A 13,300-nucleotide genomic window follows, 5' to 3' on the forward strand; every position below is an offset into this window, starting at 1 on the left:
GCACGAACGTGCACATGGAAAAGCATTAGACGCCCGGAAGTAGACACGCAAGTGAATGAGCCTGTCCGAGGCGGACCACGAACTCGTCGTCGCGGAGCTCGGTCGGGAGCCCACGCCGGCGGAGCGCGTCCTGTTCGAGAACCTCTGGAGCGAGCACTGCGCGTACCGCTCCTCGCGCCCGCTCCTCGGGGCGTTCGACAGCGAGGGAGATCAGGTCGTCGTCGGGCCGGGCGACGACGCCGCGGTGCTGGCGCTGCCGGACCCCGACGCCGCCGACACGCCCGCGAGCGACCGCGGGGCTGACGACTACGGCGACACCTACGTCACGTTCGGCGTCGAGAGCCACAACCACCCCTCCTACGTCGACCCGGTCGACGGCGCGGCGACGGGCGTGGGCGGCATCGTCCGCGACACGATGAGCATGGGCGCGTATCCGGTCGCCCTGCTCGACTCGCTGTACTTCGGCGACTTCGACCGCGAGCACTCCCGCTACCTGTTCGAGGGCGTCGTCGACGGCATCTCCCACTACGGCAACTGCATCGGCGTCCCCACCGTCGGGGGGAGCGTGGCGTTCCACGACGGCTACGAGGGCAACCCCCTCGTCAACGTCGCCTGCGTCGGCCTGACGAACGAGGACCGGCTCGTCACCGCCGAGGCGACCGAACCGGGCAACAAGCTGGTGCTCGTGGGCAACGCGACGGGCCGCGACGGGCTCGGCGGCGCCTCCTTCGCCTCCGAGGACCTCGGCGAGGACGCCGAGACCGAGGACCGCCCCGCGGTGCAGGTGGGCGACCCCTACGCGGAGAAGCGGCTGATCGAGTGCAACGAGGCGCTGGTCGACGAGGACCTGGTGCTCGCCGCACGGGACCTCGGCGCGGCGGGCCTCGGGGGCGCCTCCTCCGAGCTGGTCGCGAAGGGCGGGCTCGGCGCCCGCATCGAGCTGGAGCGAGTCCACCAGCGCGAGCCGAACATGAGCGCGCTGGAGATCCTGCTCGCCGAATCGCAGGAGCGGATGTGCTACGAGGTGGCGCCGACGGACGTGGCGCGCGTTGAGGAGCTCGCCGACCGGTTCGACCTCGGCTGCTCGGTCATCGGCGAGGTGACCCCGGGCAACTACGTCTGCGAGTTCGAGGGCGAGACGGTCGTCGACGTGGACGCGGACTTCCTCGCTGAGGGCGCGCCGATGAACGACCTCGACAGCGAGGAACCGACCCGGCCGGAGCGCGACCTGCCGACGGGCGACCTCTCGGACGCCTTCGAAGCGGTCGTCTCGGCGCCCTCGACCGCGAGCAAGCGCTGGGTCTACCGGCAGTACGACCACGAGGTCGGAACGCGGACAGCGCGCAAGCCCGGCGACGACGCCGCGATCATGGCGATCCGGGAGGCCGCGGAGGGCGAGGCCCTCGACGGGACTGAGGGTGGCGCGTCCGGTGACGCGTCCGGAACGGGCGTCGGCCTCGCGCTCTCGTCGGGCGCGAACCCGAACTGGACCGAGGTGGCCCCCTACGACGGCGCTCGCGCGGTGGCGCTGGAGAACGCGACCAACCTCGCGGCGAAGGGGGCGACCCCGCTGGCCGCGGTCGACTGTCTGAACGGCGGGAACCCGGAGAAGCCCGACGTGTACGGCGGCTTCGAGGGGATCGTCGACGGGCTTGCGGACATGTGTTCGGCGCTCTCGACGCCGGTCGTCGGCGGGAACGTCTCGCTGTACAACGACAGCGCCGCGGGACCGATCCCGCCGACGCCGACGCTCGCGCTGATCGGGACGAAGCGGGGGTACGACGCGCCGTCCGCGGCGCTTGACGCCGACGCGGCCGACGAGTCGGCCCTCCTCCTCGTGGGCGCGGGCGGCGACGCGTTGGGCGGCTCCGAGTACCTCGCACAGGTTGGCGGGAGCGACCGCTTCCCGACGCTGCCGAAGGCCCCGGGCGACCTCGTGGCGACGCTCGCCGCGATCGCGCGCCACGACGCGACGCTCGCGACCCACGACGTGAGCGACGGCGGCCTCGCGGTCGCGCTCGCGGAGCTCGTCACCGCGGAGGCCGGCGCGGACGTGGCCCTCCCCGACCGCGTCGCGGCGTTCGACGAGACGCCCGGCCGACTGGTCGTCCAGACGACCGATCCCGAGGCGGTCGCGGAGCTGGCCGGCGACGTGCCCGTGTTCCGGCTCGGCGACGTGACGACGGACGGGACGCTCGCCCTCTCCATCGAGGGGACCGCGGTCGAGGCGACCGCCGGCGAGATCCGCGAGCTCCGGAACGTCATCCAGCGCGAACTGGCCTGAAGCGGGCGCCCTTTTCGAGCCCCGTCGCCGGAGCCGGGGGCTGCGAGCGATATGCTTTTAGGGGTTCCTAAACTATCGGTGGGCAACTAGAGCGGTCTCCCAATCATGTCCACACCGAAGTCACTCGTCCGGGATACTGCCGCGGCCGAGGAGCGCGTCGACGCGGCTGCCGGAGCCACCGCGGAGGAGTCGGTGCTCGCGCTCGACGGGGTCGACAAGTCGTTCGGCGACGAGACCGCGGTCGACGGCGTCTCGCTGTCCGTGCGACGCGGCGAGCTGTTGACGCTGCTCGGCCCCTCCGGCTGCGGGAAGACGACGACGCTGCGCATGATCGCCGGGCTCGAGGCGCCGAGCGCGGGCTCGATCACCATCGCGGACGAGGAGGTGGCCGGGACGGGCGACCGGTTCGTGAAGCCCGAGGAGCGCGACGTGGGCATCGTGTTCCAGGACTTCGCGCTGTTCCCGCACCTCACCGTTCGCGAGAACATCGCGTTCGGCCTGCAGGACGCCGACGCCGACGCGACCGCCGAGCGCGTCGACGACCTGCTGGAGCTGGTGAACATGCCCGACCACGGCGAGAAGACGCCCGACCAGCTCTCGGGCGGCCAGAAGCAGCGCGTCGCGCTCGCGCGGTCGCTCGCGCCCGAGCCGGACGTGCTCCTGCTCGACGAGCCCTTCTCGAACCTCGACGTGCGCCTCCGCGTGGAGATGCGCGAGGAGGTGCGCCGCATCCTGAAGGCCGCGGGCGTGACCGCGGTGTCGGTCACGCACGACCAGGAGGAGGCGCTCTCCATCTCCGACCGCGTCGCCGTGATGAACGACGGCACACTCGAGCAGATCGGCAAGCCGGAGGCCGTCTTCCAGCAGCCGGAGTCGAAGTTCGTCGCCTCGTTCCTCGGCCGGGCCTCCTTCCTGAAGGGCCACCTCAGCGAGGGGAAGGTCGACACCGGCGTCGGCCGGTTCAACGCCGCCACGCTGGAGGGGTACGACACCGTCTACGACGGCGCGCCCGTCGACGTGCTCGTGCGCCCGGACGACCTGCGCGCGACGCCGGCGTCCGACTCGAACGCCGACGGCACCGTCGTCTCGCGACAGTACGTCGGCCCCTCCTTCATCTACCGCGTCGAGCTCGACTCCGGCGAGGCGGTCCACTGCCTCCACAACCACGTCGAGGAGTTCGACCTCGACCAGTCGGTCGCGGTCGACCTGGTGGCCGACCACCCGCTGGCGTGGTACCCGCGGTAGGGCCGGGAGGCGCGGGAGGAACCGGCGTCGGATCCGGCAGGAGGTCCTCCCCCGGCCCGCGGTCGGCTCACTTGTTCTCGAGCGCGTCGAGGATGCACGCGGCCGCGACGACCGCCTCCTTCGGGACGGTGCTGGCGTCGTCGATGGTGACCGTGTAGGTGTCCCGGAGCGAGAACTGCCCCTCGATGTCGCCGACGTGTGTCCCGTCGGGGTCGACGATCTCGTACTTGTTCGGGAACAGGTTCGCGGCGGAGAAGACGTGTCGAAGCGCGGAGAGCAGCTTGTTCTTCGACCGGATGGTCGCCAGCGACTCCCCCGACTCGGGATCGCGAATCGTCCAGTTCTCGACGAACAGCGAGTAGTCCTCATCTAAGACGACGACCTCCTCGCCGGTCCCGGCGTCGGTGATCGCGTAGTTGCCCGCGATGTCCATGATCCCGCCGGCCTTCACGGTGAACGCGTCCGCGTCGTCGCCGGTGACGAACGGGAACTCCTCCTTCAGCTTGAACAGCTTCTGCTTCCCGCGGAGGACGACGTCGCCGGCACTGTCGCGGACGACGTACTTGTTCCTGATCGCCGACTGCTTCACCTCGTAGCGGTCGTCGTCGAGTTCGACCGTGGAGATGTCGTAGGCGGCCGACGGTGCGTCGGACGTGGAGGAGTCACTCATGGATTGGCAGTCAATCTTGCTGGAAAAAGAACTTCCGCTAAAGCTACCGTCCGATCTGAGCGATTCTCGGTTCACATGCCCCTCGCGGTCGTCGTTTTGAACGCGGAGGCGGACACCGGGCTCCGACCTTGATTCACGGGGACACGTGTCCGTCTTCCCGTTGTTGGGGCGGGTGGAGTCCCGACGATGGGTCTCCATCTCCCGTGAGACTCCACCGAAGCGCAGGGACGGATTTTCTGAGTTCGAAGGCGAGGGAGCTTCGTTCTCTCGATAGCGACCGGACCCAGATATGCATCGAGACTTATCATGATCGAGTGGAGTTGATCCAGTCGGGGAGTACGATGAGTGGCCCAACCGAACACGGTGGTGAGGAATACGGCCAAGTAGAGATAACCGACCGCGGGCGGCTCACCATCCCGAAATCCCTTCGTGACAACCTCAACATCGAGGGCGGGACGACGTTCACCGTAGTCCGGCAGAACAACACCATCCTGCTGGTCCGGCAGCTGCCGGAGCTCGAAACGGTGTCGGCGGGTCGCGACCGGGACGAGTGGGACGAGGACGCGTTCCGGGACGCGGGCCGAGCGACGTTCGGAGAGCGCTAACTGCGTGCCCTTCCGGAATGCCTCCGACGGGTCTCGCCGTGTGTGCGATGGCGCAGACACCCCTCGTTTCGTCTGTTCTCCGATTCGGAGGGGGCGGCAGAGACCGAGGGAACTGGAGATGAAGAACGGTGAGTACGGACCGGAATCGCCGGCCGCGAAGGGGGACGGATGAGGATCGTGACGCCGAGAGCGGAGGTTGGTCTTAGACCACGGTCTCGATCGACTCCCGCGTGTCGAGGACGATCTCCGGATCGAGGGCGAACTCGACAGGGGCGTAGCCGGTCGCGACCCGAGAGCAGCAGACGCAATCGCGAGCGGAACAGACGAAACGAGGGGTGTGTCCCCGCTCGAAGAGCCCCTGCCTGCGCAACGAAGAACAGACGAAACAAGGGGTGTCCCACTGGCGAGGTTGGCCCCGGTGCCCCGACGATCGGCCATCCGCGAGCAACCTCGGGTTCACGGGAAACGCGGTGTCTCAGCTACAGGCGTTGTGAGTGGACTTCGGGGTCATAGCCGCGTCTCGGACCCGCAAGGTGCACCGTCGTCGCCCGGCGCTGGACGGGTATGACTCACGGGTCGCTGGCAACGACGCTCGCGACCGCGTGGTGAGGGCCACGATCGTCGGCCATTCGCCCGGCTGCGTGCCGAAAACGGGCGACCGCGGTCGGCCTGCCACGACCGCAACGCTCGGCCGCTCGCGGTCGAACTCCTCATACTCGGCTGCCGTCCCGTGATTCGCTGTCCGCCTGCAGTCGCCCCCGCACGGGTCGCGACCACGGGGAGCGCCTCAGTGAGAGAGGACGACCCGGAGAACTGCTCACGACCGCGATTTCGGCAGGCCGTTCGCGTGCGACGCTCGCGAAGCCGGCTCCGCGGCGACGGTCATACTCGACCGCGACCGGCCTGCTGCCGGCTTCTTGCGGTCGGAAACCCCGATTATGAAGATTCGGACCGGCTTCGACAGCGGCGCGAGGGACGGGCCGCGAGACGGCCGTTCGTCGACGGCGCGATCTCCGGGACGGAGTCCGGATCGCTCGGAGGCGGGGGTCCGTCGGGGACCGTCTCGGTCGTTGGTGCGGCCGTCCGCGGACGGCACCGACCCCGGGCTGGTTCATACTCGGGCTCGCGGCCGGGTCACGACTGTAGAGGCGTTCTGCAACGGCCTCATTATCGCGGTCGACTGGCGATCACGGTGTGACGGCTGGGTCAGGAAGCGGCCGCTGCCGTGTCACCCGTCTCCGGATCGAACGGGAGGTTGATGACGAGTTCGTCGAACCAGACGACGGGGCGCTTGCGCTGGCCGTCTTCCTCGAAGAAGATGACCCCCAGCTGGGCGAGTCGTGCCAACTCCTCGTGGACGTTCTTCACGTCGCGGTCGACGACTCGCGCGGTCTCGTTGATGCTCGCCGGCTTCGCTCGACGGACCGCCTCGATGAGGTCGAGAACGCGCGGCGTCAGCGTCCCCATGAGGTCGTCGTAGCTGGTGAACGAGAGCGTCGGCGGCGAGTCCGTCGCCTCGTTTCGTTCAAGCCTCTCGATGCCGTCGGCGACGTCGTCGTGGAACTCGCTGGACGACTTCACGGTCACGACGAGCGTCGATTCGGCCCGAAGCTGTTCGCGCTCCATCGGGTGTAGCGGCGGCGTGGTGTCAGTCATGTGTATCACCGTGGTCGGTAGCCTCACGCGACCCCGAACGTGGATTTCGGGATCTCGCTCCAGAACCGGTCCCAGAGTTCGACCATTCCGGGAAACGCGAGTGTCTCCGGTTCGGGATCGGGTGCGACGTGCAGTTCGTGCCCCTTCGTGTCCTCGTGCGAATTGTCATCTCGAAACGCGGCCGGCGTTTCGATGGGTCGTCGAAAATCGCGGATTTTCGAGATACCGCCGAATCGTCCCGTCGTCGAGCGTGCGGGGCGGGTCCGGCTCCGTCGCGCCGAAGTGGAGCTCGGTCGGTGTGGCTATCCTCGGCTATTGGTAGACAGACCAATGCAACAAGAGCATTGGTTATTTGACCAATGGTAGTCGTCGGACTCGAATCGCCCGGGGATGAACGGTTTTCCAGACGGTTCTTCCACGGGTCGGGTCAGCAGCAACCGACCGCGATCGTCGTGGTGCGCTCCCGGCACGTGGCGCGACCGGAGTAGTGCGCATCCTGACCGGACCGTACTCGAGTCCGTTTCGGTGACTCGGTATCGGTCGTCCGACTGGCAGCTCCCCTCCGTGCGTTCATCTACGCGAGACGCGTCGGGTGAATGGCGCCGTGGTCTCGAAGCTCCGCGTCGAAGGAGACGAGCGTCGCATCGGCTCCGGACGCTGCAGCGAGAACCAGTGCATCCATCGGATACAGGAGGGTTTCCGACTGATTTCGGTTCGCTGCCACGATATCCGATGCGTCCGGGAACGTGACGTTGGTCCGTGAGACGATCCGACTCTCGACCTTCTCTGCACGCTCCCGCTCGAATCCCTTCTTCTTGGTGAGTACGGTCCGCAGTTCCATCAGGCAGAGGATCGACGTGTATGGCTCCTCGAACTCGTTCAACATCGACACAGCGGCGTCGGATCGGTCCGTGTCCTGCGTGACCGCGGCGACGAGAACGTTCGTGTCCAGAAAGGGCGTCATCGATCCTCTCGGAGTTCGCGGACGACTTCGACCGAATCGGTCTCGACGTCGACCGCGAGCTCCGCGAGCGCGTCTCCGAGCGGCGTCGACTCGTCGTCCGTGGGATCGGACGGGGCGAAGTCGGTGAAGTCGTCTGCTGTGAGGCTCATGGAAGCATATCCGTCGGCAACAGGCAAAAGGGTACGGGAGGCCCCGCTTGTGACCATCGGGCAGTCGCGGTCGACGCCAACATGGCGTCCGCTTGCAGGTCGACCGCGGCCGGCGTGCGTGCTGCGTTCGGCTGTGGTCGGCCGCGACCGTCCCGCGCGGCAGCGTCGCGTCACTCCGCACTCGGCGGGTGGAGCAGGCAGGCGTCCGCGACCACCGGCCAGCACGCGGCCGCCCCGACCGCGACCGCCGCGACGCGCGTCCCGAACGCGGCCGCGCCCGCGAGATACCCCGCAGCGAAGAGCAGGGGCAGACAACAGAGGACCAGGTCCGCCCGCGAGAGCGTGTCGAAGACGGCCGCGGCGTCGAGCGTACGCATCGGCGCTACTCCATGTAGCCCAGATCCTGCAGTTTCTGCGCGATCTGCCGCGCTTCCGCCTCCGAGATCTCGTCGTCCGACTCCATCTCGCGAACGACCACGTGCTTCACGAACTCCAACGCACGCTTCCCAATGAGTGGGGTCTTTGATGGCGCGAGCTAATGGAACAGAGATCTCAACTTTGGACAATGTTGTCAGCGTTATCTCTTTATGATGACCACTCGGTGTGAGTCGTATGGAAGACGTTCCCGATGGTGCCGGTTGTACTGAAATCTGGGAGATTATGTCGGAACGACGGTCGGGGGATCCAGCACCGGAAAAAGACTTAGACGATTCATTTTTGAATATTGACGTTTGTGATCCCTCGTGTCCATACGATCTCGCTCGTACCGACCCGATTCTCCGCGAAATCGGTGATACGCCCGTCGTTCCCCATCCCGAGAACGAGCAGATTGCAATGAAGATAGAACGGGAAAACCCGACGTTGAGCCACAAAGACCGCCTCGGTGCTGGGATGATTATCGGGATGCGCGAAAAGGGTGAGTTGGAAGACGGACAGCGTGTCGTCGAAGCGAGTTCCGGCAATACGGCGGGTGGCGTTGCCTTAGCAGCAAACAGACTTGGCCACCCATGTACTATTGTGATGCGGGAGACGACGAGCCCAGTGAAGAAAGGATTTGTACATTCGCTTGGAGCGGAGGTAATCGAAGCTCCCGATGCCGGGCATGATGAGGACTTCTATTATCAGAAGGTTGCACAACGCTACGCGGAGGAACACGATGCTGTATTTCTCAATCAGTATGAGAACGAACTGAATCGGATGGTGCATCTCGAATGGACTGGCCCTGAACTGTACCAACAAATCCACGACACAGATGTCACACACATTGTGGGCGCAGTCAGCACCTGTGGAATTATGACTGGGATTGGTGAGTACATTAATTCCCAAGATAAGCACATTCAAATCGTCGGTGTCGATGGCGAGGAGTCCAACATCTCCCGTGTTTTCCACGGAGAGGAAATGGAAAAATACGATGTGGATATTGAGGGACTGGGTCAATGGCGCGTTACCGATGTCGGGAACATGGAAGTACTAGATGATGTTCGTTCAGTGTCTGACTCGATAGCGATATCCCGTGCAGAACATGAGATGTCAGATAATGGCGTACTGATGGGGCTAAGCTCTGGTGCTGCGATGGAAGTCGCTCAACAAATAACGCAGGAAAGTCCCGATGCTAACGTGGTGACAATTATTCACGATGGCCCTGAACAGTACTTCAATAAGCTCCATTAAAATTGAATGTTCAGGGAGAGTTAGCTTACTTATTGTTTGGTGAGACTTGCGGACACACGCAGACCCCAACTCGGTATTTAGTGAGTTCCTCAGTAAAACTACAGTGCGGAAGTCTGAAAATGGAGACGCGGCCGCAATTCTCACCGGATGAAGAGCTTTGCAAGGTCCTTAAGCGGGCCAAGGTCGACGCCGAAGCGATCCTCGAAGCTCAGGACCAGCATGACCTCCTCCTCCTCGACGCCGCCGAAGCGCAGGATGATGACACCGTAGGCGACAAGGAAGAGCGCGAACATGACCACGAGCAGGGGGATGGTGACGGTGAAGAACGTCCGCGTGATCCAGAAGGTGGTCGCAGTGAGCGCAACCGCGATGGCGCCCGGGCGCACGAGGCCCGTGGAGAAGGGATGGATACCCGTGATGCGGTAGAGTTGCGTGGAGTAGAGCAGGTTGAGCGCGATGTAGGAGACCGCGGTCGCGATCCCCGCGCCGAGGAAGCCGTACTGCGGGATGAGGGCGACGTTCAGGACCGCGTTGAGGATGCCGACCGCGAGGTTGTCCCACATGATGAGGCGCGTGTGGCCGATGGAGGTGAGGGTGTTCGCGTTCGGCCCGGCGATAGCGTGCGAGAAGTACGCGACCGCGAGGAAGGAGAGTGCGAGACCTCCCGTGACGTACTCGCTGCCGAAGGTGATCGCGATCGTCATTTCCGGGAACAAGGCAATTACCATGAATAGAGGGAGTGTCGCCATGAAAAGCCACTTCGTGACAACCTGGTAGATGCGGTGCATCTCGTCGGTTGCTCCCTCGGCGTCGAGTTCCGAGAGGATAGGCATGAAGAGGAACGAAAACGCGGTGAGTCCGACTGTAAGAAGTTGGGCGATGGGGTAGACGACGTTGTAGATCCCAACGTCGCGAGTGCTCGAGAAGTAGCCGAGCATGAAGGTGTCGAGGTCAGTGAGGACGAACGCCATCGCGGCGCTGACGATGAGTGGGGCGGAGAAGGAGAGAAGTTCACGATGCATCGGCGTGGCTTTCACCTTGGCGAGAACCTCAGTGCGGGTAACGACGTAGTAGACGCCCACGGATGCAGCGACGACATACGACAGCACATAGGCGGTCGCGAGGCCGACGGTATCCCCCCCTATAACGATCGCTATCGCCACCGCTAAAAAACGAGTCACCGGTGTCGTGATATTCTTGATGACCACTCTGGGCGTTGCCTGCTGAATCCCACGAACTACACCGACAGTAAGCCTCATTAGTGCAGAGAAGGGAATCGCGAGGCCGAAGATCCGAATGATGGGTGCAACCGAAGGATCAGTAAAGACGTACGTTGCGATAGGCTGTGCCAAAATAGCTACAGAGACCCCAGCAACAACTGCGACAGGGAGAGCTATTTGAGCACCAGACACGATCACGCCCTTTCGCTGTTCAGGCGTATCATACCGAGGTAAGTATCTGCCAATTCCTGAATGGAGGCCGAGCAGGGAAATCGTCGAGAGGAAAACCATCGTCGTGACTCCGAGGGAGAAGGCTCCATAATCTACGGCCCCGAGGAATCGAGCGATTATCGCCTTCGCGATAAAGGAAATACCCAGTTCAGCGACGAGGCCGATGAAGAGGATGCCACCGCCCGCAAAGAGTTTCTTGAAAGCTCCATCGAGCGAACGTGCCATTCGTCTGAGAACGGTGGGTCGAGGATGTATGTCTTTTGAGATCCGTGAGAAAGAGAGGAACTCTCTCCGAGCAGTAGCCGAGAGGGATCAGTTGTCCGCTACCGCTGAATGTTCGCTGCTCTCCGATGATGTTCCTTCGGTCAGCCTACGTTCCGCCTCTTCGCGATCCTCCGGGTACCCCACATCGATACGCCAGCCTTCCAGCCCGATAGCGTCGATTGTCCGCCCGGACTGGATCAGCAGGTCGACCGCGTCCGAGAGTTCGTACTCCCCGCGGTCCGAAGGCTGAACGAGGTGGCAGGCGTGGAAGATCGCGGGCGTGAACGTGTAGAAGCCGGTCATCACGAGGTTGCTCGGCGGATCGTCCGGCTTTTCGATCACGTCCGTGATCTCGCCGTACTGGTTCGTGTCGCAGACGCCGTAGCGCGAGGCTTCCTCCCACGGAACTTCCTCGACGAGGAACGCGGCGTCCGCGCGGTCCTCGCTCTGGCGATTGACGACGTCCGCGAGGTTCGCGTCGAAGACGTTGTCGCCGAGCATCAGCATGAAGTCGTCGTCGACGTGGTCCTCGACCGTGAGGAGCGCGTGCGCGAGCCCGTTTGCTTCTCGTTGGTGTGAGTAGGTGATGGGAATGCCGTCGTAGGTGTCGCCGAAGTGGTCGATGATGACCTCCTTCTTGTAGCCCACCACAACGACGAACTCGTCCGCGCCCAGCTCCGCGAGCTGGTCGAAACAGTGTGTGAGGATCGGCTTGCCCGCAACCTCAACCATACCCTTCGGCTTGTCGTCGGTTAGCGGACGGAGCCGGGTTCCCTGGCCGGCCGCGAGTACGACTGCTTGCATGGGTCTTATCTTATCTTGTAACAAAATGTATCTTTTCTTTCTCTGACCTTTCAACAGTATATCTGGCCGATGTTCCCGACGAGAGTTATGGGCCCTACTCATATGCTCAAGGATCTCATCAAGATCTAGTGAAATGCTTTGCAATATTCATCTGCATCTTCTAAAAGGAGACCAGTAGAATGAAGATCGTGTTTAGTTAAGCATGAAGAGTGAGGCAGGGAGAGTTTCTTGGAGCTCTATGCCAGAAATCGCCCACTTCAGTGGATGCACGGACTGGATTGATTTTGATTTTGTGGAGCGACAGCGGCACCCGAGCGTGCGATGAATGATATTCAACTGCAGTTAGCGGGGGTCTCGCTGTCGAATACCGTTTCTGTTCTCGAGGAACTGGGTGTCCAGCGATCTCGAAAGGCCATCCACGACTGGATACGGAACGCAGACCTACGCCCACAGACAGTCGAAGCCCGAATCACGTCGCGATTGACGAAACCGTGATTCGAATCAATGATCAGCAATTTTGGCTGTACGCTGCCATTGATCCTGAGACGAACGATCTGCTGCATCTCCAATTATTTTCGACGACAACGACCGCACTAACTGATGTCTTTCTCCGAGAACTTCGCCAGAAACACATGATTGAATCCGCTGTGTTTCTTGTTAATGGCGCTTAACACCTCCAAACTGCACTCGCCAGAGTTGGGCTTCGATTTCAGACACGACGCCATGGAAATCGGAATGCCATCGAACGACTCTTTCGAGAACTCAAACGCCGAACGTCATCTTCTCAAACTGCTTCAGTCATGTTGAGCCTCAAACCGCCGAAAAGTGGCACCAAGCATTTGCTGCCTGGCTCAATGCTCCAAACTAAACACGACCTACGAATGAAAGAGTGTTTATGTAAAAAGGCGGCGAGTCTATGTAGAGGTGTGTTGTTTAATGCACCACTGTACCAATACATCCAGCGCATCTACAGTCGTTTCTGAGAGGGGTACCGAAAGGGCGGAAAAGTCGGTGCAACCGACAACCAACCCATCTACATCTTTTGGAATAGTTTTCACTGCCTGGTTGTAGTATTTCTTTGCTTGATGTTTCTCACCACTTTTGTATGAATACATGGCATCCATTAATAGACCTGCATCTCTCGGATAAACAACTTCATCGGCAACATTTTCATACAGATTCATCTCAATAGCCGGTTCGGTAGTGAGTACACCAACAGATGATATCCCTTTTTCAGATATCTTCTGTTCGACAAGGTTCATAAGATGAGGAACTTTCGCCTCAACTGATTCCGATATGGGATTATGATAATAGTGTGTTGTATTTGAATCAATTACAATAGTATTGCATCCTGCATTATCCAATATTTTTGCGTTTTCAATAAGTTGTAGCTCGGGACTAGGTCCATCTCCCAAGATAGCCTCCGTTCGGTCAGGGATTGTTGGGTCGTTGTAAACTAATGTTTCTATATGATCTTGATCGCGTTCCGCCGGCGTCAATTCAACTAGTCTATCCAAAAAATGAACGGTCGCGCCAG

12 protein-coding genes and 2 pseudogenes are annotated in these 13,300 nt (G+C 62.2%); 5 read left to right on the top strand and 9 right to left on the bottom strand.

Going from position 1 to position 13,300, the window contains the following annotated elements; translation table 11 throughout:
* The first annotated feature begins 55 nt into the window (after window positions 1–55).
* Complete coding sequence (gene purL / locus AN233_RS02760; protein ID WP_058365330.1) at window positions 56–2,284, top strand: phosphoribosylformylglycinamidine synthase subunit PurL; 2,229 nt, start codon at window positions 56–58, stop codon at window positions 2,282–2,284.
* Between the two features lie 105 nt (window positions 2,285–2,389).
* Window positions 2,390–3,529 carry an ABC transporter ATP-binding protein gene (locus tag AN233_RS02765; protein WP_058365331.1) on the top strand — a complete coding sequence of 380 codons (1,140 nt, stop codon included), beginning with the start codon at window positions 2,390–2,392 and terminating at the stop codon, window positions 3,527–3,529.
* A gap of 67 nt (window positions 3,530–3,596) precedes the next feature.
* Here AN233_RS02765 and AN233_RS02770 read toward each other — a convergent pair whose 3' ends face one another.
* A complete protein-coding gene (locus AN233_RS02770) occupies window positions 3,597–4,199 on the bottom strand; it encodes a hypothetical protein (protein ID WP_058365332.1) in 603 nt (200 codons plus the stop codon).
* A 341-nt stretch (window positions 4,200–4,540) separates the two neighbouring features.
* On the opposite strand from AN233_RS02770, the gene AN233_RS02775 reads away from it, so the two are divergent.
* Complete coding sequence (locus tag AN233_RS02775) at window positions 4,541–4,804, top strand: AbrB/MazE/SpoVT family DNA-binding domain-containing protein (protein ID WP_058365347.1); 264 nt, start codon at window positions 4,541–4,543, stop codon at window positions 4,802–4,804.
* Between the two features lie 1,206 nt (window positions 4,805–6,010).
* On the opposite strand, the gene AN233_RS02780 is transcribed toward AN233_RS02775, so the two are convergent.
* The 5 genes and pseudogenes from AN233_RS02780 to AN233_RS02790 form a co-directional block, all read right to left on the bottom strand.
* Window positions 6,011–6,460: an HVO_A0114 family putative DNA-binding protein gene (locus AN233_RS02780; protein ID WP_176696618.1), complete on the bottom strand. Its 450-nt coding sequence runs from the start codon at window positions 6,458–6,460 to the stop codon at window positions 6,011–6,013.
* A 23-nt stretch (window positions 6,461–6,483) separates the two neighbouring features.
* Window positions 6,484–6,751: pseudogene (locus tag AN233_RS18310) on the bottom strand (hypothetical protein); the annotation flags it as partial.
* 283 nt (window positions 6,752–7,034) lie between these two features.
* On the bottom strand, window positions 7,035–7,424 hold the full coding sequence (locus AN233_RS02785) for a type II toxin-antitoxin system VapC family toxin (protein WP_058365334.1): 390 nt from the start codon (window positions 7,422–7,424) through the stop codon (window positions 7,035–7,037).
* Window positions 7,421–7,573: a hypothetical protein gene (locus AN233_RS17100; RefSeq protein WP_176696619.1), complete on the bottom strand. Its 153-nt coding sequence runs from the start codon at window positions 7,571–7,573 to the stop codon at window positions 7,421–7,423. Before AN233_RS17100 ends, AN233_RS02785 begins: the two co-directional genes overlap by 4 nt.
* 170 nt (window positions 7,574–7,743) lie before the next feature.
* Window positions 7,744–7,950 carry a hypothetical protein gene (locus AN233_RS02790; protein ID WP_058365335.1) on the bottom strand — a complete coding sequence of 69 codons (207 nt, stop codon included), beginning with the start codon at window positions 7,948–7,950 and terminating at the stop codon, window positions 7,744–7,746.
* A 235-nt stretch (window positions 7,951–8,185) separates the two neighbouring features.
* Between AN233_RS02790 and AN233_RS16095 the strand changes: the two genes are divergently transcribed.
* Window positions 8,186–9,244, top strand: a complete 1,059-nt coding sequence (locus AN233_RS16095; protein WP_245625979.1) for a PLP-dependent cysteine synthase family protein — start codon at window positions 8,186–8,188, stop codon at window positions 9,242–9,244.
* A 140-nt stretch (window positions 9,245–9,384) separates the two neighbouring features.
* On the opposite strand, the gene AN233_RS02800 is transcribed toward AN233_RS16095, so the two are convergent.
* Together AN233_RS02800 and aglF are read right to left on the bottom strand one after the other, a co-directional pair.
* Window positions 9,385–10,920, bottom strand: a complete 1,536-nt coding sequence (locus AN233_RS02800; protein ID WP_058365337.1) for a flippase — start codon at window positions 10,918–10,920, stop codon at window positions 9,385–9,387.
* 87 nt (window positions 10,921–11,007) lie between these two features.
* Window positions 11,008–11,763: a UTP--glucose-1-phosphate uridylyltransferase AglF gene (aglF, locus tag AN233_RS02805; protein ID WP_058365338.1), complete on the bottom strand. Its 756-nt coding sequence runs from the start codon at window positions 11,761–11,763 to the stop codon at window positions 11,008–11,010.
* A 238-nt stretch (window positions 11,764–12,001) separates the two neighbouring features.
* Here aglF and AN233_RS16100 point away from each other — a divergent pair.
* Window positions 12,002–12,631, top strand: a pseudogene (locus tag AN233_RS16100) (IS6 family transposase).
* A gap of 46 nt (window positions 12,632–12,677) precedes the next feature.
* Here the strand turns inward: AN233_RS16100 and AN233_RS16105 are convergent.
* Window positions 12,678–13,300 (bottom strand): aspartate/glutamate racemase family protein (locus AN233_RS16105; RefSeq protein WP_080508309.1); only part of this gene is annotated, 623 nt, incomplete at its 5' end.

Origin of the sequence: Haloparvum sedimenti, assembly GCF_001462205.1 — an archaeon.
GTDB classification, from domain to species: domain Archaea; phylum Halobacteriota; class Halobacteria; order Halobacteriales; family Haloferacaceae; genus Haloparvum; species Haloparvum sedimenti.